General features: G+C 63.4%; 21 protein-coding genes and 1 tRNA gene. 20 read left to right on the top strand and 2 right to left on the bottom strand.

Translation table 11 applies throughout. The features are described from left to right. The first annotated feature begins 13 nt into the window (after positions 1-13). The 13 genes from hisD to tatC all read left to right on the top strand — a co-directional run bounded on the left by hisD (position 14) and on the right by tatC (position 9,532). Positions 14-1,333: a histidinol dehydrogenase gene (gene hisD / locus P5W98_RS13035; protein ID WP_421024883.1), complete on the top strand. Its 1,320-nt coding sequence runs from the start codon at positions 14-16 to the stop codon at positions 1,331-1,333. A gap of 188 nt (positions 1,334-1,521) precedes the next feature. Beyond that, positions 1,522-2,598 carry a histidinol-phosphate transaminase gene (hisC, locus tag P5W98_RS13030; protein WP_421024882.1) on the top strand — a complete coding sequence of 359 codons (1,077 nt, stop codon included), beginning with the start codon at positions 1,522-1,524 and terminating at the stop codon, positions 2,596-2,598. A gap of 94 nt (positions 2,599-2,692) precedes the next feature. Continuing rightward, positions 2,693-3,280 carry an imidazoleglycerol-phosphate dehydratase HisB gene (hisB, locus tag P5W98_RS13025; protein ID WP_421024881.1) on the top strand — a complete coding sequence of 196 codons (588 nt, stop codon included), beginning with the start codon at positions 2,693-2,695 and terminating at the stop codon, positions 3,278-3,280. Between the two features lie 12 nt (positions 3,281-3,292). Beyond that, positions 3,293-3,934: an imidazole glycerol phosphate synthase subunit HisH gene (hisH, locus tag P5W98_RS13020; RefSeq protein WP_421024880.1), complete on the top strand. Its 642-nt coding sequence runs from the start codon at positions 3,293-3,295 to the stop codon at positions 3,932-3,934. Between the two features lie 190 nt (positions 3,935-4,124). Beyond that, positions 4,125-4,877, top strand: coding sequence for a 1-(5-phosphoribosyl)-5-[(5-phosphoribosylamino)methylideneamino]imidazole-4-carboxamide isomerase (gene hisA / locus P5W98_RS13015; protein WP_035531639.1), 753 nt, complete (start codon positions 4,125-4,127; stop codon positions 4,875-4,877). A 197-nt stretch (positions 4,878-5,074) separates the two neighbouring features. After that, complete coding sequence (hisF, locus tag P5W98_RS13010; RefSeq protein WP_421024879.1) at positions 5,075-5,848, top strand: imidazole glycerol phosphate synthase subunit HisF; 774 nt, start codon at positions 5,075-5,077, stop codon at positions 5,846-5,848. 4 nt (positions 5,849-5,852) lie between these two features. Beyond that, positions 5,853-6,278: a phosphoribosyl-AMP cyclohydrolase gene (hisI, locus tag P5W98_RS13005; RefSeq protein ID WP_421024878.1), complete on the top strand. Its 426-nt coding sequence runs from the start codon at positions 5,853-5,855 to the stop codon at positions 6,276-6,278. After that, on the top strand, positions 6,275-6,643 hold the full coding sequence (locus P5W98_RS13000) for a phosphoribosyl-ATP diphosphatase (RefSeq protein WP_129562950.1): 369 nt from the start codon (positions 6,275-6,277) through the stop codon (positions 6,641-6,643). The genes hisI and P5W98_RS13000 overlap by 4 nt, the downstream gene beginning before the upstream one ends. Before the next feature lie 113 nt (positions 6,644-6,756). Then, positions 6,757-7,161, top strand: coding sequence for a DUF4870 family protein (locus tag P5W98_RS12995; protein WP_421024877.1), 405 nt, complete (start codon positions 6,757-6,759; stop codon positions 7,159-7,161). A gap of 68 nt (positions 7,162-7,229) precedes the next feature. Beyond that, positions 7,230-7,598 (top strand): histidine triad nucleotide-binding protein, encoded by a 369-nt coding sequence (locus P5W98_RS12990; protein ID WP_421024876.1) that lies wholly within the window; start codon positions 7,230-7,232, stop codon positions 7,596-7,598. Between the two features lie 244 nt (positions 7,599-7,842). Further along, positions 7,843-8,085, top strand: a complete 243-nt coding sequence (gene tatA / locus P5W98_RS12985; RefSeq protein ID WP_421024875.1) for a Sec-independent protein translocase subunit TatA — start codon at positions 7,843-7,845, stop codon at positions 8,083-8,085. A 49-nt stretch (positions 8,086-8,134) separates the two neighbouring features. Continuing rightward, positions 8,135-8,686 (top strand): Sec-independent protein translocase protein TatB, encoded by a 552-nt coding sequence (gene tatB, locus P5W98_RS12980; RefSeq protein ID WP_421024874.1) that lies wholly within the window; start codon positions 8,135-8,137, stop codon positions 8,684-8,686. A 57-nt stretch (positions 8,687-8,743) separates the two neighbouring features. Next, positions 8,744-9,532, top strand: coding sequence for a twin-arginine translocase subunit TatC (tatC, locus tag P5W98_RS12975; protein ID WP_421024873.1), 789 nt, complete (start codon positions 8,744-8,746; stop codon positions 9,530-9,532). 85 nt (positions 9,533-9,617) lie between these two features. Here the strand turns inward: tatC and P5W98_RS12970 are convergent, their stop codons facing one another. Beyond that, on the bottom strand, positions 9,618-10,829 hold the full coding sequence (locus P5W98_RS12970; RefSeq protein WP_421024872.1) for a Do family serine endopeptidase: 1,212 nt from the start codon (positions 10,827-10,829) through the stop codon (positions 9,618-9,620). A gap of 19 nt (positions 10,830-10,848) precedes the next feature. On the opposite strand from P5W98_RS12970, the gene P5W98_RS12965 reads away from it, so the two are divergent. From P5W98_RS12965 to P5W98_RS12935, 7 genes are all read left to right on the top strand, one after another. Continuing rightward, positions 10,849-11,595: a Nif3-like dinuclear metal center hexameric protein gene (locus P5W98_RS12965; protein WP_421024871.1), complete on the top strand. Its 747-nt coding sequence runs from the start codon at positions 10,849-10,851 to the stop codon at positions 11,593-11,595. A 172-nt stretch (positions 11,596-11,767) separates the two neighbouring features. Then, positions 11,768-12,388 carry a ubiquinol-cytochrome c reductase iron-sulfur subunit gene (gene petA, locus P5W98_RS12960; RefSeq protein WP_421025278.1) on the top strand — a complete coding sequence of 207 codons (621 nt, stop codon included), beginning with the start codon at positions 11,768-11,770 and terminating at the stop codon, positions 12,386-12,388. Continuing rightward, a complete protein-coding gene (locus P5W98_RS12955; RefSeq protein WP_421024870.1) occupies positions 12,388-13,785 on the top strand; it encodes a cytochrome b in 1,398 nt (465 codons plus the stop codon). The genes petA and P5W98_RS12955 overlap by 1 nt, the downstream gene beginning before the upstream one ends. A 24-nt stretch (positions 13,786-13,809) precedes the next feature. Next, positions 13,810-14,592 carry a cytochrome c1 gene (locus tag P5W98_RS12950; RefSeq protein WP_421025277.1) on the top strand — a complete coding sequence of 261 codons (783 nt, stop codon included), beginning with the start codon at positions 13,810-13,812 and terminating at the stop codon, positions 14,590-14,592. A gap of 114 nt (positions 14,593-14,706) precedes the next feature. Continuing rightward, positions 14,707-15,318, top strand: a complete 612-nt coding sequence (locus P5W98_RS12945) for a glutathione S-transferase N-terminal domain-containing protein (protein WP_027797364.1) — start codon at positions 14,707-14,709, stop codon at positions 15,316-15,318. Positions 15,319-15,397: 79 nt separating this feature from the next. After that, entirely contained in the window at positions 15,398-15,898 is a 501-nt protein-coding gene (locus P5W98_RS12940; RefSeq protein WP_421024869.1) for a ClpXP protease specificity-enhancing factor, read from the top strand. A gap of 18 nt (positions 15,899-15,916) precedes the next feature. After that, positions 15,917-15,992 (top strand) — tRNA-Thr (locus tag P5W98_RS12935). Positions 15,993-16,059: 67 nt separating this feature from the next. On the opposite strand, the gene P5W98_RS12930 is transcribed toward P5W98_RS12935, so the two are convergent. Continuing rightward, positions 16,060-18,591 carry a type IIG restriction enzyme/methyltransferase gene (locus tag P5W98_RS12930; protein WP_421024868.1) on the bottom strand — a complete coding sequence of 844 codons (2,532 nt, stop codon included), beginning with the start codon at positions 18,589-18,591 and terminating at the stop codon, positions 16,060-16,062. Positions 18,592-18,822: the final 231 nt, after the last annotated feature.

Raw genomic sequence — 18,822 nt, 5'->3', positions numbered from 1 at the left:
GATGGATATCAGCATGGCTATCACGATGCGCAAACTCGATTCGAGCGCCGAAGGTTTCAAGGCGGCGCTGCATGGCGTGCTCGCCTTCGAGGCGAGCGAAGACGAGGCCATCGAGCGCTCAGTCGCGCAAATTCTCGCCGATGTGAAGGCGCGCGGCGACGCCGCCGTGCTCGATTACACGAACCGCTTCGATCGCCTGAGCGCTGCCAGCGTCGATGCGCTGGAGTTGCCGATCAGCGAGCTCGAGGCGGCGCTGGAAAGTCTCGAGCCCAAGCAGCGCGCGGCGCTCGAGGCGGCGGCCGCGCGCGTGCGCGGCTACCACGAGAAGCAGCGCATCGAGTGCGGCTCGCATAGCTGGCAATACACCGAAGCCGACGGCACCGTGCTCGGCCAGAAGGTCACGCCGCTCGACCGCGTGGGTCTCTACGTGCCGGGCGGCAAGGCCGCGTATCCGTCTTCCGTGCTGATGAACGCGATTCCCGCGCGGGTCGCGGGCGTGCGCGAGATCATCATGGTCGTGCCCACGCCCGATGGCGTGAAGAATCCGCTCGTGCTGGCGGCGGCGCTGCTCGGCGGCGTCGACCGCGTGTTCACCATCGGCGGCGCGCAGGCTGTGGGCGCGCTCGCTTACGGCACCCGCACCATTCCGCCCGTCGACAAGATCTGCGGCCCGGGCAATGCCTATGTGGCCTCGGCCAAGCGCCGCGTGTTCGGCACGGTCGGCATCGACATGATCGCCGGACCCTCCGAGATTCTCGTGCTGTGCGACGGCACGACCGATCCGCGCTGGGTCGCGATGGACCTGTTCTCGCAGGCCGAGCACGACGAACTCGCGCAATCCATCCTGCTGTGCCCGGACGAAGCGTTCATCAAGCGCGTGGAAGACGCCATCAACGAGCTTTTACCCGCCATGCCGCGCGCCGAAGTCATCGCGACGTCTCTCACGAACCGCGGCGCGCTCGTGAAGGTGCGCGACATGGCCGAAGCCTGCGCAATCGCCAACGACATCGCGCCCGAGCACCTCGAAATCTCTGCGCTCGATGCGCAGAAGTGGGGCGCCGAAATCCGCCACGCGGGCGCGATCTTCCTCGGCCGCTACACGAGCGAAAGCCTCGGCGACTACTGCGCGGGGCCGAATCACGTGCTGCCTACGTCTCGTACCGCACGTTTCTCGTCGCCGCTCGGCGTCTATGATTTCATCAAGCGATCGAGCGTGATCGAGGTGAGCGCGGAGGGCGCGCAGACGCTCGGCGAGATCGCCGCGGAACTCGCCTACGGCGAAGGCCTCCAGGCCCACGCGCGCAGCGCCGAGTACCGCATGAAGCAGGTCTGAAGCGGTACCAGAATCAAAACAGCGCGGCATGCATGAGTTTCATGCGTGCCGCACCCCCGAGGAGACGTGCGCAAGCATCGGCTTGAAATACGCTCGCCTGAGCCCGATGTTTGGAACACCGAAGTAACCCGCGCGCGCCATAGCTGGCCGTTCGTGCCGGCTGCGCGCCTCGCGCGCGCCAATCGACAATGACAACACCACAAGACATCATCCGCTCCGACGTGCTCGCCATGACGAGCTACCCGGTTCCCGACGCCACCGGCTTCGTGAAGCTCGACGCCATGGAGAACCCGTACACGTTGCCGGTCGCTCTGGCGGCGCAACTTGGCGAGCATCTCGCGGGCATCGCGCTGAACCGCTATCCGGCTCCGCGCCCCGAGGCGCTCATGGCGAAGCTCAAGGCCGCGATGCATGTGCCGCCCGGCTGCGACGTGCTGCTCGGCAACGGCTCGGACGAGATCATCAGCATGGTCACGGTGGCGTGCGCGAAGCCGGGCGCGAAGGTGCTCGCGCCGGTGCCGGGCTTCGTGATGTACGCGATGTCGGCGAAATTTGCGCAGGTGGATTTTGTCGGCGTGCCGCTCAAGGCCGACTTCACGCTCGATTGCGATGCCATGCTGGTCGCCATCGCCGAACACCAGCCGGCCATGATCTGGCTGGCGTACCCGAACAATCCGACCGGCACGCTGTTCGCGGACGCCGACATCGAGCGCATTATCGAGGCTGCCAATGCAGCCGGCGGGCTCGTCGTGATCGACGAGGCTTATCAGCCGTTCGCGCAGGCGAGCTGGATGCCGCGCGCGGGCGCGTTCGACAACGTGGTCGTGATGCGCACGATGTCCAAGCTCGGGCTGGCGGGCATCCGTCTGGGCTACCTCGCGGGCCGTACTGCATGGCTCAACGAATTCGACAAGGTGCGCCCGCCGTATAACGTAAATGTGCTCACCCAGGCCGCCGCCGATTTCCTGCTCGAACATCTCGACGTGCTCGACACGCAGGCGGCCCAATTGCGCGCAGACCGGGCGCAATTGGCTGCCGACGTTGCAAAGTTGCCGGGCGCCGAAGTGTTCGAAAGCGCCGGCAATTTCCTGCTTGTGCGCGTGCCCGATGCCTCCGCCGTGTTCGATACCCTGCTGACGGCGCGGGTTTTAGTCAAAAACGTGAGTAAAATGCATCCATTGCTGGCGAATTGCGTACGCCTGACCGTCGGGACCCCCGACGAAAACGCGCGCTTGCTCGCCGCCCTTAAGCTCGTGCTCAAGTAATCCGATCTCACCGGCCTGAAGCGCACAGTGTCACGAGCGCTCCGGGCTTTCGTTCCATGAACCCTCCGTTACGGGCTGTTTGAAGGAAATTGCCATGCGCGTCGCGCAAGTCGTTCGCAACACCAGCGAAACGCAAATCAGCGTGAAACTCAATCTGGACGGCACCGGCGAGCAGAAGCTCGCGACCGGTGTGCCGTTTCTCGACCACATGCTCGACCAGATCGCGCGACACGGTCTGATCGATCTGGAAATCGAGGCGCATGGCGATACCCATATCGACGACCACCATACGGTGGAAGACGTCGGCATCACGCTCGGTCAGGCAGTCGCGCAGGCCATCGGCGACAAGAAGGGCATCCGCCGCTACGGCCACGCCTATGTGCCGCTCGACGAGGCGCTCTCGCGCGTGGTGATCGACTTTTCGGGCCGTCCGGGCCTCGAGTTCCACGTGCCGTTCACGCGCGCGCGCATCGGCACGTTCGACGTCGACCTGTCGATCGAATTCTTCCGCGGCTTCGTCAACCACGCGGGCGTGACGCTCCACATCGACAATCTGCGCGGCCTGAACGCGCATCACCAGATGGAAACCGTGTTCAAGGCCTTCGGCCGCGCGCTGCGCCAGGCTTCCGAGCTCGATGAGCGCCAGGCGGGCAAGATTCCGTCTACCAAGGGCAGCTTGTAAGCGGTATCCGAGATGAAAACTTCAATTGCGATTGTGGATTATGGGATGGGCAACCTTCGTTCGGTGGCCCAGGCATTGAAACAGGCTGCGCCGGAAGCCGACGTGCAGATCGTCGAGCGCCCGGAGGCGATTCGCGCGGCTGACCGCGTCGTGCTGCCGGGCCAGGGCGCGATGCCTGACTGCATGCGCAGCCTCGCGGAATCGGGCTTGCAGGACGCCGTGCTCGAAGCCTCGCGCACCAAGCCGCTGATGGGCGTGTGCGTGGGCGAGCAGATGTTGTTCGACTGGAGCGCCGAAGGGGACACGAAGGGTCTCGGCCTGCTGCCGGGCAAGGTCGTGCGCTTCGAGCTCGAAGGGCGGCTTCAGGACGACGGCTCGCGCTTCAAGGTGCCGCAGATGGGCTGGAACCGCGTGCGCCAGTCGCGCGCTCACGCGCTGTGGGACGGCGTGCCCGACGAGAGCTTCTTTTATTTCGTGCACAGCTATTATGTGGTTCCGGCCGATCCGGCTCACACCGTAGGCGAAACGCCTTACGGCGCGGACTTTACCTCGGCGGTGGCGCGAGATAACATCTTCGCCACCCAATTCCACCCGGAAAAGAGCGCTGCGGCGGGCTTGCGCGTCTATCGCAACTTCGTTCACTGGAACCCCTGATTCACGGACGGCGCTGTTGGTTCGAAGCGCCCGGCCGGAGGGCCTGCGTGCAAGCATCGCCCAAAGCCGATTTGCATCAGCAAGGCTGCCGAAAGAGTTGTACTAAACTAGCGAAACGGCGTCGGATCGGGGTTCTTCCCGGCCGTTGCCGGCTGATTCCAACCACATTCCCAGATATCACCCGATTGCTATGCTGCTGATTCCGGCCATCGATCTCAAAGACGGTCACTGCGTTCGCCTTAAACAAGGCGATATGGACCAGGCGACGATTTTTTCCGAGGAACCGGCGGCCATGGCCCGACATTGGGTCGAGCGCGGCGCGCGGCGTTTGCACCTCGTCGACCTGAACGGCGCGTTCGCCGGCAAGCCGAAGAACGAGGACGCGATTCGCGAGATCATCCGCGAAGTCGGCGACGAGATCCCCGTGCAGCTTGGCGGCGGCATCCGCGACCTCGACACCATCGAGCGCTATCTCGACGACGGCCTCTCATACGTGATCATCGGCACGGCCGCGGTGAAGAACCCGGGCTTCCTGCAGGAAGCGTGCACGGCGTTCGGGGGCCATATCATCGTCGGGCTCGACGCGAAGGACGGCAAGGTTGCCACCGACGGCTGGAGCAAGCTCACGGGCCACGAAGTGGTCGATCTCGCGCGCAAGTTCGAAGACTACGGCGCCGAGTCGATCATCTACACCGACATCGGCCGCGACGGCATGCTCCAGGGCATCAACATCGAAGCGACGGTGCGCCTCGCGCGCGCGGTGAAGATTCCGGTGATCGCGAGCGGCGGCCTGTCGAATCTCGCCGACATCGACGCGCTGTGCGAAGTCGAGGACGAAGGCATCGAAGGCGTAATCTGCGGCCGCGCGATCTACTCGGGCGATCTCGATTTCGCCCAGGCGCAAACGCACGCAGACAGCCTGCGTGAGTCTGACGACGCTTAAGGACGACGCTTGATGCGTCGCGTGGACGGCCTCCCGGGTGGAGGTCGGATCCACTTTGGGTTCTCGGTGCGACCGGCAAGGGGCGGCAAGTCCGTTCCCGAAGATACGGCCTCCGGCTAATTTCGCGATAACCGCTATCGCGCGACTATAGGCGTAGCTGCTGCGGTTTCGGCGCGCCTGGCAACATCGGCAAGATCATGGCTCTACCCAAACGCATCATTCCCTGTCTCGACGTGACCGCCGGGCGGGTCGTCAAGGGCGTCAACTTCGTCGAGCTGCGCGATGCGGGCGACCCCGTCGAAATCGCGCGCCGCTACGACGACCAGGGCGCCGACGAACTCACTTTTCTCGACATCACGGCCACTTCGGACCAGCGCGACCTGATTCTGCCGATCATCGAAGCGGTGGCCTCGCAGGTCTTCATTCCGCTGACCGTGGGCGGCGGCGTGCGCGCCGTCACCGACGTGCGGCGGCTGCTTAACGCCGGCGCCGACAAGGTCAGCATGAACTCGTCGGCCGTCGCCAATCCGCAGCTCGTGCGCGATGCGGCCGACAAATACGGCTCGCAGTGCATCGTCGTCGCCATCGACGCGAAGCGTACTTCAGCGCCGGGCGAACCCGCGCGCTGGGAAGTGTTCACGCACGGCGGCCGCAAGGCCACGGGCATCGACGCCGTCGAATGGGCGCGCAAGATGGCTGAGCTGGGCGCGGGCGAAATCCTGCTCACGAGCATGGACCGCGACGGCACCAAGAGCGGCTTCGATCTCGCCCTCACGAGCGCGGTGTCCGACGCCGTGCCGATTCCCGTGATCGCCTCGGGCGGCGTGGGCGGCCTGCAGGATCTCGCGGACGGCATCGTAAAGGGCCATGCCGACGCCGTGCTGGCGGCGAGCATCTTCCACTATGGCGAGCACACCGTGGGCGAGGCCAAGCGCTTCATGGCCGAGCAGGGCATTTCGGTGAGGATGTGACGCCATGAGCAACGCTGAAACGAACGATTTTGCGAAGGCTGGCTGGCTCGACAAGGTCAATTGGGACGCCAACGGCCTCGTGCCCGTGATCGCCCAGGAGGCCACGACCGGCGACGTGCTGATGTTCGCGTGGATGAACCGGGAAGCGCTCGCCAGGACGGTCGAACTGCGCCGCGCGGTGTATTTTTCGCGCTCGCGCCAGCGCCTGTGGTTCAAGGGCGAGGAGTCGGGCCACGTGCAGCACGTTCACGACATCCGCCTCGACTGCGACGAAGACGTCGTGCTGCTCAAGGTCGAGCAAGTGTCGAGCATCGCGTGCCACACCGGCCGTCACTCGTGCTTTTTCCAGCAATTCGAAGGCACCGCCGACGAAGGCCGCTGGGTCGCTGTCGATCCGGTGCTGAAAGACCCCGAACACATCTACAAATGACGCAATTGAACACCAACGACACCCTGCTGCGCCTTGCCGCGGTGATCGATAGCCGCAAGGGCGGCGACCCCGACGCTTCCTACGTCGCGCGCCTGTTCCACAAGGGCGATGACGCCGTGCTCAAGAAGGTCGGCGAAGAGGCTACCGAAGTCGTGCTCGCCGCCAAGGACGTGCGCCAGGGCGGCGCGCCGAAGGCGCTGGTTGGGGAAATGGCTGATCTGTGGTTCCATTGCCTCGTCGCGCTTTCGCATTTCGAGCTGAGCCCCGCCGACGTGCTGGCGGAACTGGAGCGCCGCGAAGGGCTCTCGGGTCTCGAAGAAAAGGCCCTGCGCAAGAGCCGCGAGCGCGAAGAAAACGGCGACTGATGCTGCGAGATTGAATTCAGGCCCCGGATTCGAGTCGAATTTTTGGGCCGGGCCATCAGTGGCCCTCGCCCATGAGATGCACGCGAGTCGTGCTCGACAGGGAGATGCCACATATGTCCACCCCCGGCGGCTATCCGCCTCCTGCTTACCGAACCCCGGAGCGCGATCCGCTCGACGCGGATCGTCTGCGCAGCCTGCGCACGCTCACGCACGTCCTCTACGGGCTTTATGCGTTCTACTGGCTCACCGGCGGCGTCACCGTGCTGGTGGCGATCATCATCAATTACATCAAGCGCGACGAAGCGGCGGGCACACCCTACGAGCAGCACTTCACGTGGCAGATCCGCACGTTCTGGCTCGGGCTTGCAGGACATCTGATCGGTATTGCGCTCTTTTTCGTGTTGATCGGCATTCCAATTTTGTGGGCTGTCGCGATCTGGACGTTGTACCGTATCATCAAAGGCTGGCTGTATCTGCACGACAACAAGCCGTTGTCCGACCCGCGCGCGTGGTTTTGACGCGGTAGCGCCGGGTCTCAGAGCGAAACCCGGCACGCTTTCTCTCCGTACGGCTGCCCAGGAACACTATGAGTCACGACCGCAGCACCTGTCTCTTTTGCAAGATCGCCGACGGCCTGATCCCGAGCACGCGCGTCTATGAAGACGACGAGTTCGTCGCGTTCCGTGACATCCGGCCGGCGGCACAAACTCACGTGCTGGTCATCCCGCGAAAACATATACCCACCCTTGCTGACTGCGGTGAAAACGACGCTGCGCTGCTTGGTAGAATGTTTGTGCTGGTGGCACAGCTGGCGAGAGAGCTGGGCGTGTCCTATACAGGGGGCGAGACGGGCTATCGCACCGTGGTCAACACGGGGCCCGGAGGCGGGCAGGAAGTCTATCACCTGCATGCGCATCTGCTGGCCGGACCGCGTCCGTGGCAGCGCATGGGATAGCGCGCCTGCGTGCCGGTACGGCAGAATCCCCAAGAGTGGTTGAAAAAGGGACGCATTGCCACGCAGCCGAAATAGCTTACAGGTAGCATACCGGGCGGCATTGCCGGACAACCCGCCTGAGACTGGAATCCACGGCGCTGCGCCGGACCGGTCGATAGTCGCGAGTGTCATGAAGCGCGTTCACGCGCCAATGTTTATTCGCTGCGCATGAGGCGCGGCAACGGGGTTAAGGAGAGTTTTGATCATGGGTTCGTTGAGCATCTGGCATTGGCTGATCGTGTTGTTGATCGTGGCGCTCGTCTTCGGCACGAAGAAGCTGCGCAATATCGGTAGCGATCTGGGCGGTGCGGTGAAGGGTTTCAAGGAAGGCATGCGCGAGGGCGAAGAGTCCGGCGCTGATGCGCAAAAGCGCGAACTGCCAAAGAGCGGCGGCACGGTCGATGTCGACGCCAAGGACAAGACCCCGCGTTCGAACGACTTCCGCTAAGCGCGGCAGCCGTTATTTCCCGCCCCAAGGCTGACGGAAAGCTTCATTCATGCTCGATCTGGGTCTAACCAAGATGGCGCTGATCGGTGTCGTCGCGCTGGTCGTTCTCGGGCCGGAGCGTCTGCCGCGCGTTGCGCGCACGGCAGGCGCGCTGTTCGGGCGCGCGCAGCGCTATGTCAACGACGTCAAGGCGGAAGTCACGCGCGAGATCGAACTGGACGAGTTGCGCCGCATGAAGGGCGAGTTCGAGCAGGCTGCGCAAAACGTCGAGAACACCGTTCACGAGAACCTGCGCAAGCACGAAACCGAGCTGAACGACGCCTGGAACGCGGGCACGGGTGGCGCCTCCAGCACAGCGGGCAGCGCCGATCCGGTTGGGGCCGGCGTGACCGGCGGTACGGGGGCTTCGGGCGGCACCTCGTGGCGCTCGGGCGGCGCGAATGCGGCAGGCGTCAAACGCAAGAACTGGCGCGTGAAGCAAACGGCTACGCCGGTCTGGTACAAGCGCGCGACGCTGCGGCGCACGCGCGTGCAATCGGGCGCGGCGCGCGTCGCGCAGCACACACCGGCCAGCTTGCGCCGGCCCACGCGTTTTCTCTGATGCCCCGCTACCGCAGTCGAGTTTGAATTTGTCTATCTCCAACCCCCGAGGGCCGGTGTGAGCGACCCCCACCAAACACAAGACGAGGGCGCTGAAGAGACCTTCATCTCGCACCTCGTCGAACTGCGCGACCGCATCATTCGCGCGGGCATTTCCGTGATCGTCGTGTTCGTCGGGCTCGTGTACTGGGCGCCGGACATCTTCAGGCTGCTCGCCCGCCCGCTGATGCAGAACTTGCCGCGTGACGGCAAGATGATCGTCACCGACGTGACCGGCTCGTTTTTCGTGCCGATGAAGGTGACGATGCTGGTCGCCTTCGTGATCGCGCTGCCGTTCGTGCTTTATCAGATCTGGGCGTTCGTCGCGCCAGGCCTCTACCAGCACGAAAAGAAGCTGGTCGCGCCACTGGTGGGGAGCAGCTACACGCTGTTCCTGTGCGGCATGGCATTCGCGTATTTCGTCGTGTTTCCCACCATCTTCCGGGTGATGGCGCATTACAACGCGCCGCTCGGCGCGGAGATGACGACGGATATTGACAATTACCTGAGCTTCGTACTCACGATGTTCATCGCTTTTGGCGTGACCTTCGAGGTGCCGATCATCGTCGTGCTGCTCGTGCGCATGGGAGTGCTGACGGTGAAGAAGCTCAAGGAGATTCGTCCTTACGTGATCGTTGGGGCGTTCATCGTTGCCGCGGTCGTTACGCCGCCGGACGTGTTTTCGCAGCTCATTCTCGCAGTGCCGCTGATCGTGCTGTATGAAGCGGGGATTATTGCGGCGCGGCTTTTCGTCGGGACGGGCGAGAAGAGCGCCACCGACGAGAGCGAGGCGGCGAGCGAGTCCTGAGCCAGTCATGGAGCAAGAAAGAAAGGCCGCGAACGGTACCGTTCGCGGCCTTTCTTTCTTGCGTTTGCCGGCTGCGTGCGAGCCGTCAACCGCCGTCGTCGCCTTCGTCGTCCTGATTCTGCTGCTTGGGCGGCGGCGGGCGCTTGCCGATCGTCACGTTCAGGTCCATGTCCTTGTTCTTGCGCACGAGGTGAACCTTGGCGGCGGTGCCCGGCTTGATCTGGGCGATGACGTTCAACAGGCGCGTGGTGTCGGTGATGTCCTCGCCGTTCACCGCAGTCAGGACATCGCCGGGCTTAATGCCGGCCCTGTCGGCGGGGCCGCCCTGGAGCACGCCCGCGACGATCGCGCCTTGCTTCTGGTTCAGCCCGAACGACTCGGCGATCTCGGGCGTCACGTCCTGCGGCTCCACGCCGATCCAGCCGCGCGTGACCGTGCCCGTCGTGATGATGCTCTCCAGCACGCTGCGCGCGGTGGAGACGGGAATGGCGAAGCCGATGCCGAGCGAGCCGCCCGAGCGCGAATAAATGGCCGTGTTGATGCCGAGCAGGTTGCCGTTCACGTCGACGAGCGCGCCGCCCGAGTTGCCCGGGTTGATGGGCGCGTCGGTCTGGATGAAGTTCTCGAACGTGTTGATGCCAAGATGGTTGCGCCCGAGCGCGCTGATGATGCCCATCGTGACCGTCTGACCCACGCCGAACGGGTTGCCGATGGCGAGCACGACGTCGCCCACGCGCGCCCGTTCCATGCGCCCGAGCGTGATGGTGGGCAGATTCGGCAGATTGATTTTGAGCACGGCGATATCGGTTTCCGGATCGATGCCGATCACCTTCGCATTGGTGGTGCGGCCGTCGGAAAGCGCGATTTCGATCTGATCCGCGCCGTCGATCACGTGCTGGTTCGTTAGAATGTAACCGTCCGGACTGACAATCACACCCGAGCCGAGGTTCGCGGCGGGCTGTTCCTGCTGTTTTCGGTTGGTATTGGGTTTGCCGAAGAAGTAGCGAAATAGTGGGTCGTTCTGGCGCGGATCGGGGGGCAGCGACCCGTCCTTGCTCGAGAACACGTTGACGACCGCCGGCATCGCCTTCTGGGCCGCATCGGCATAGGAATTCTGCGCGGGGCTGCCGCTGATGCCCGGCGCCACTTCCCGCAATGCGACGATCGGCTCCGCGAGCTGCTTGCCGAGTTGCCCCTGATGCTCGAGCCATTGCGGCTTGAGCGTCGCGATGATGAACATCAACGCCAGCAGGACCGTCACCGCTTGGGCGAAGAACAGCCAAAAGCGTCTAAGCATCTGAAGATTAGAGGATTATATGGATCGGATCGAACTGGAATTGTATCTGAACAATCTTCTGGAATCCGCGCGGTTCAAGGACTACTGCCCGAACGGCCTGCAGGTGGAGGGGCGGCGTCGCGTTGAGAAGATCGCGACCGGCGTGACCGCCTCGCTCTCCTTCCTCGAAGCCGCGCTGGAGTGGGGCGCCGACGCCGTGCTGGTCCACCATGGCTACTTCTGGCGCAACGAGCCGCCGCAGATCACGGGACGCAAGCACCGCCGCCTCAAGGCGCTACTGGCGAACGACCTCAATCTCTTCGCCTATCATCTGCCACTCGACAGCCACCCTGAACTGGGCAATAACGCACAGTTGGGCGCCAAACTCGGCTGGATCGGCGAAAAACGCTTCGGTGACCAGGATCTCGGGTGGATGACCACGCTGCCCATGCCCATCACGCTCGCGCATTTCTCGGCGCAAGTCGAGCAGACGCTCGGCCGCGCACCGCTCGTGCTCGGCGACCCCGACTGGGAACTGCGCCACGTGGCCTGGTGCACCGGGGCGGCGCAAGGCCTCTTCGACGCTGCGATCGACGCGGGCGCCGACGTCTTCCTGACCGGCGAGATCTCGGAGCCCACGACTCACACCTCGGCCGAAAGCGGTGTGGCGTTCCTCGCCGCGGGCCACCATGCCACTGAGCGCTTTGGCGTGCAGGCGGTCGGCGCGCACCTCGCCGAGGCATTCGACATCGAACATCTCTTCATCGATATCCACAATCCTGTCTAGCCAGAAAATGGCCCCATTTTCTGGGGGAAAACCCCGAGTTATCAAGGACTTCGCCCGGTTTTTGGCGCACGCCCCTTGTAAATGCCAACTCCATTCGAGCAAACTAGCGTTCGGCAGCACCGCGGGTTTGCTGGCGTGACGGATAAATCCAACTCAGAAGTGGGGCGATGTGATGCGAGACAATGAGAACGACCGCGTCGACGGCAGCCGCCGTACCTGGCTGATTGCGACGTCCGTAGCAAGTGGCATTGGAGGCGTAGCCACTGTCGTACCTTTCGTAGCTTCGTTTGCACCATCCGAAAAGGCCCGCGCGGCCGGCGCGCCGGTTGAAGTCGACATCAGCGGACTTGAAGCCGGCACGATGATGACCGTGGCGTGGCGCGGCAAGCCCGTGTGGATCCTCAAGCGCACCGAGCGCATGATGGCCGACTGCAAGAAGGCCGATCCCGAACTGGCGGACCCGCACTCCGAGCATCCGTTCTCCATGCCGATGCCGGATTACTGCAAGAACGAATACCGCTCGCGCGCGGAGCATCAGAACATTCTCGTGGCCGTTGCCGTGTGCACTCATCTGGGCTGCACGCCCACGCCGCGCTTCCAGGAAGGCCCGCAGGCCAACCTGCCAGACGACTGGCCCGGCGGCTTCCTGTGCCCGTGCCACGGCTCGACCTACGATCTCGCCGGCCGCGTGTTCAAAAACAAGCCCGCGCCGCAGAACCTCGATATCCCCCGGTACATGTTCACGTCTCCGACGCAGATCGTGATCGGCAAGGACGAGAAAGGAGAAGCGTGATGGCGACGGGACACGAAAAAGAGATTACGGCAACGGACGCTTCCTCGGGACTCGTCGGCTGGATCGACAAGCGCTTTCCAATGACGTCGACCTGGAAAGCGCATCTCTCCGAGTACTACGCGCCAAAAAACTTCAACTTCTGGTACTTCTTCGGCTCGCTCGCGCTGCTGGTGCTGGTGAACCAGATCGTCACCGGCATTTTCCTCACCATGAACTACAAGCCCGATTCGACGCTCGCGTTCGCGTCGGTCGAGTACATCATGCGCGAGGTGCCGTGGGGCTGGCTGATCCGCTACATGCACTCCACGGGCGCATCGATGTTCTTCGTGGTCGTGTATCTGCACATGTTCCGCGGGCTTCTGTACGGTTCTTACCGCAAGCCGCGCGAACTCGTCTGGATCTTCGGCTGCGCGATCTTCCTGTGCCTGATGGCCGAAGCGTTCTTCGGCTATCTGCTGCCATGGGGCCAGATGTCGTTCTGGGGCGCACAGGTGATCGTGAACCTGTTCTCGGCGATTCCGTTCATCGGCCCGGACCTGTCGCTCTGGATTCGCGGCGACTACGTGGTCTCCGACGTCACGCTCAACCGCTTCTTCGCGTTCCACGTGATCGCGATTCCGCTCGTGCTGATCGGGCTCGTGATCGCGCACATCGTGGCGCTGCATGAAGTGGGCTCGAACAACCCCGATGGCGTCGAGATCAAGGAGAAAAAGGACGCGAACGGCATTCCGCTCGACGGTATCCCGTTCCATCCGTACTACTCCGTGCACGACTTCATGGGCGTGTGCATCTTCCTGATGATCTTCGCGGCCATCGTGTTCTTCGCGCCGGAGATGGGCGGATACTTCCTCGAAGCCAACAACTTCGTGCCCGCCAACGCACTGCAGACGCCGCCCGAAATCGCGCCGGTCTGGTACTTCACTGCGTTCTACGCGATGCTGCGCGCCACGACCGACCCGTTCAAGATCGTTCTGATGATCGTGATTGCGCTGCTAGGCCTGCTCGCGCTAGTGCGTGCGCGCGGCAGGTGGAAGGGCGGGCTGCCGGTGCTGGCGATTCTCGTGATCCTCGCGATGTACTTCACCGAGTCGAAGTTCTGGGGCGTCGTGGTGATGGGCACGGCGGTCGTCTCGCTCTTCTTCCTGCCGTGGCTCGACCGCGCGCCGGTGAAGTCGATCCGCTACCGGCCGCTGTTCCACAAAGTCTTTCTTGCGATCTTCGTGCTCGCGTTCCTGACGCTCGGGTTTCTCGGAACCCGACCGCCCTCGCCGGCGGCGACGCTGATCGCCCAGATCTGCGCGCTCGTCTATTTCGCGTTTTTCCTCGGCATGCCGTTCTGGACGACGCTTGGCACCTTCAAGCAGCCGCCCGAGCGCGTGCGGTTCAAGCCCCATTAATCAGCGAGCGAGGAAGACACGATGATGAAATCTCTCTTTTCGACGCTCGCAAGGGCGACGGGCGCGGGCATTGCCGGCGTTGCGCTGGCATGCGCGCTGGGATTCGGGGCGGGATCGGTGGCGGCGCAGGAAAACATTCCGCTCGACCACGCACCCGATAACGGGGAAAATCTTGCTTCGCTGCAACATGGCGCGCAATTGTTTGTAAACTATTGCCTGAATTGCCATAGTGCGAACTTGATGCGCTACAGCCGGCTGGAAGCGATCGGCATCCCGCAGAAGCAAATCGAAGATAATCTCCTTTTCACGACGGATAAAGTCGGCAACACGATGTCCATCGCGTTGCGCCCGGACGACGCCAAGGCATGGTTCGGCGTGGCGCCGCCGGACCTCTCCGTGGAGGCGCGCGCGAAGGGACGCGACTGGCTGTACACGTATCTGCGCAGCTTCTACCGCGACGATACGCGGCCGACCGGCTGGAACAATCTGGCGTTCGAAAACGTGAGCATGCCCAACGTGCTCTGGCAATTGCAGGGCGTTCGCAGGGCGAAGTTCGAAGACATTGTGGAAGAGGAAACGGGGGAGAAGGTCCACCGTTTTGTGGGGTACCAACAGATCACGCCCGGGAAGCTTTCGCCGGTAGATTATGATTCTGCCGTGGCCGATCTTGTTGCATACCTTGGCTGGATGGCCGAGCCAGAGCAGAAAACCCGCAAGCAGCTCGGGGTCTGGGTGCTCCTGTTCCTCGGCGTTCTGAGCTTTTTCGCGTGGCGACTGAACGCTGCGTACTGGAAAGATATCAAATAATCACGTCCTGACCGACGTGGGGCCGGTGCGACGAGACACCGCCTGATGGTTCAGCGACCGTCAGACGGTGTTTTTGCCTGCCGGCCTTTTGGGTTTATTGAGGAAATGTAAATCATGATGGTTCTGTACTCCGGCACTACCTGCCCGTTCTCCCAGCGCTGCCGGCTGGTGTTGTTCGAAAAGGGCATGGACTTCGAAATCCGCGACGTCGACCTGTTCAACAAACCGGAAGACATCGCCGTGATGAATCCGTACGGTCAGGTGCCGATTCTGGTCGAACGCGACCTGATTCTGTACGAATCGAACATCATCAACGAGTACATTGACGAGCGCTTCCCGCACCCGCAGCTTATGCCTGCCGATCCGGTTCAGCGTGCACGCGCACGCCTGTTCCTGCTCAACTTCGAGAAGGAACTGTTCGTGCACGTGAGCACGCTCGAAAACGAGAAGGGCAAGGCCGCCGAGAAGAACCACGAGAAGGCGCGCCTCGCGATCCGCGACCGCCTCACGCAGCTCGCGCCGATCTTCCTGAAGAACAAGTACATGCTGGGCGAAGAGTTCTCGATGCTCGACGTCGCGATCGCGCCGCTTCTGTGGCGTCTGGATCACTACGGCATCGAACTGTCGAAGAACGCCGCGCCGCTCATGAAGTACGCCGAGCGTATTTTCAGCCGTCCGGCCTATATCGAAGCGCTGACGCCTTCGGAAAAGGTGATGCGTCGCTAAGCCGGTGTTGTAACTGGAGGCGGTGGGCGCCGGGTGATTGTTTGGCTGCCGGGTGCGCCGCCTCGTCAGAGGATTGTTGATGCAAGAGATTTCCACCAAGCCGTATCTGCTGCGCGCGCTGTACGAGTGGTGCACCGACAACGGCTTCACGCCGCACATTGCGGTGCGGGTCGACAACCGCACGCGCGTGCCGCGCCAGTTCGTGCGCGACGGCGAGATCGTGCTGAACATCAGCTTCGAGGCCACGAGCCAGTTGCAGATGGGCAACGAGATGGTCGAGTTCCACGCCCGTTTTTCCGGCAAGTCGCACAAGATCGAGGTGCCCGTGTCGAACGTGCTCGCGATCTACGCGCGCGAGAACGGCCAGGGCATGGCGTTTCCGGTCGACGCGCCGCCGGGCGATGCCGACGACGTGCTGCCGTCCGCACAGGAAGGGCATGACGAGGAGGCGGCGCCGGTTGCTGCCGATGCGGCGCGTGAAGCCGAGGCGCCAGAGCCGGCTGTGTCTGCCGCCGAGAAGGACAAAGGCGACGACGGCGCCGCGAAGGGCGGAAAGGGCCACCTCAAGATCGTGAAATGAGGTAGAATCGCGGGCTACGCCGGCTTAGCTCATCTGGTAGAGCAGTTGATTTGTAATCATCAGGTGGCGGGTTCGAGTCCTGCAGCCGGCACCATATGCATCGAAAAGGGTTATCGCGTCATGAGCGGTAACCCTTTTTGTTTTGGGCTTGGATCGAGCCGCTATCGCTTCCAGCCGCGGCATTCCACCCGCCCGATCTCTTCCCTCCCCAACCCATACGCCGCATAAAGCGCCAAATCGATCTCGCGCTCGAGCACTTCGCATTGCGCCTCCTCACCCGATTGTTTTAACCGTAGCAACGCATCTACCAAGCGCACGATTTTCGCGCGCACGGCCTCATCGGCGGGCACCGGCAAAGCGTCGATCATCGCCCTGGTGAACGCCACGCCGCCGTTATAGCTCGACGCCCCATGGCGTGCGCGCGTGACAAATCCCGCGAGCGGGCAGTTGAGCACCGCAGCCGCGAATTTCAGCAGGTTCTCGTCGTTGGAGCACAGGATCAGAGTCGTCTTGCCCGGGATCGTGTCGCCAGCGAGATCGAGCGTTGCGTGCAGATGCGTGAGGCCTTTCACGATCACCTTTTTCGCGTTCGCCTTCGCGCCGTAGCTGTTCGCGAATGTCGCTGCGAAACGCGGACGCTCGACCACGGGCTGCGCGTAGCGGCGTCCGAGATAGGTCATCGGCTTGCTGTTCCAGCGCGAGGCGTAGCGGCCCAGCGTGCCGGTGTTGACCACGCGGTAGTGACGGCGCGCATCGAAGCCTTCTTGCGCTTCGTCGATCAATGGCGCGAGCCGGTAAGCGTCCGCCGTCGCGCAGGCGTTCTCGCAGCGCAGCAGCGAGCCCAGTGTCGGATGCGCGCGGGTGAGCCGCCGTACGAACACATAGTGCGGCGAGAGCAGCGCATCGAGCGCCCATGGCGCTTCGAGCTCGCGTTTGCGCACGCGCGCGAGCGGCGTGAGCGTCGTACCTTCGAGGCGCGCCGTCTCGACGTGGTCCGTGCCGGATTTGCGATACACCGTCACGATCGAATCGATCTGCGCGCGCTCGAATACTTCGCGCCCCAGCGCGACGATGCGCGCGATTTTGTCGAGGTGGTGCGAACGGAACGCAGAGCCGAACGGCTTCGCGAGCCATTTGTCGGGTGTGAGAAAGGCCATGGTGCCGTGCTGGGCGGTCAGCGCGAGCCCCAGTTCCATGAAGACGATGTAGAGGTCCCAGTTGCCGCGTGCGCTCGGCCAGCGCTGTGCGAGCGCTTCGCGCAGGGGCTTCTGGCCTTCGTTGATCATGCGTTCGGAGTCGATGTATGGCGGGTTGGCAATGACGGCATCGAAGCCAGCGACGGTGTCGTGCGTCGAGTCGAGCGCGATGGGGTTCAGCACGGCATTGCCTTGTTTCAGATGGGCCCTGAGATCCGGCAGCGTGGCGAAAACGCCTTCGTCGTCGTACCCGGCGTGCGCCAGTAGTTCAAACGCGAGGCGAAGGCGCGCGAGACCGAGCGCCTGGTCGTCGATATCCACGCCGAAGAGATTGTGTTCGACGATCGCGCGCTTCTCGCGATAAAGCGCAGCGTCGATGCGTTGCCGCTGCGCAGGCGTTTCGTCGTGAGCGCGTGCGATGACGAGTCGGTCCGCCACTGCCTCGATGCGCAGTCCGGCGAGCGCAGGATCATCCTGATCGTCGAACAAGCCGAGGCGCAACTTTACCGCGAGCAATTCGTCGAGCGCGGAGACGAGCAGATGTCCGGTTCCAACGGCCGGATCACACACGCGCAGCGCAGCGAGGATCGTGCGTGCCTCTTCGCGATCGGCAATTGATTTGGATACCTGATCGATAGTCGTGCAACGCCAGCCCTTGACGCGGTTGAAACGCCCTGGCACCGCACCTGTAATGGCCTCGCGCGCGAGAAACGTGGCGACGCTCTCCGGCGTGTACCACGCGCCATCGCGATAGCCATTGAGTCTTTCGAAGACGAGCCCGAGCGTTGCGGCGTCGATGCTCTTTACGTTCGAGCGCGCGTCAAACCCAAACTCGAACCCATCGAGGAAGTCGAGCAGATCAGCGACCGTATTGCGCGCATTTGGGGGCAGCGCGGAATCGAGCGAGCCGAGCGTGACCGCATGCTTCGCGAGATCGGCGGGCTCGAACGTGGAGCCGTCAAAGCATGGCAGATGCGGATAGCGGCGCGGCGACCCGGCTTCAGCCGAGCCGCCGCCAAGCACTTCGCGGCAGAGCGCATCGAGCTCGGCGTACGTGGCGATGCGTTCGCTGCGCAGGAAGGCGTAATCGGGATCGCGTTCGTGCAGCATCAGCAGCCGCGCCTCCAGCAGCTTGAGGAACATGACGCGGCCGATCCAGGCGATGCAAAGCCGCAGCGCCGTGCGAAAGACGAGGGCTTCTCGATCCGGCGAGCAAGCAGGGGCGTGCGAGTTCGTCATGTTCGGCGCCGGCGCTTCGCGTGCCGCCATGCCGGCGATCGCCAGCTCGACAAGCGCGCCGGGCCTGCGTTCATCCGGCGCGCAGCGCGCAACGACGGCCTTGCCGCTCGCCACGGTTTCCTGCAAGCCGGCGATCCGCAGCAGCCCCGCGTAAAAATCCGCGTCGAGTCCGGCGCGATCGGTGCGCGTTGCGCGCGCGCTTCGCTGATCGGCGCAGTCTGCGCGTTTTGCACGACTCGGTTGATTCGTCTCTGGCATGTTCTGGTTGTGTGCCCCTGCGCGGATCGCCCTCATTTTACTGACCGCGCTCGGCTGTTCGTTTGCGTCGTTCGTTTGCGTCGATCATTCCTGCCGTTCGTCCTGGCCCGTCCGGTCAGGTCGACGCCAGCGCGGCGCTGCGCGATGATGCCGTCATGCCGGGACGATGGGCGTCCCGGCGCTGCGCATGGCTGTGCTCTGCTATATGATGGCGCCGCATATCGAGGCGCG

Origin of the sequence: Paraburkholderia sp. A1BS-2L (assembly GCF_051125205.1) — a bacterium.
Taxonomy (GTDB): Bacteria; Pseudomonadota; Gammaproteobacteria; order Burkholderiales; family Burkholderiaceae; genus Paraburkholderia.
The sequence above is the reverse complement of the archived record's forward strand: the minus strand, read 5'-3'. Positions and strand labels throughout refer to the sequence as shown.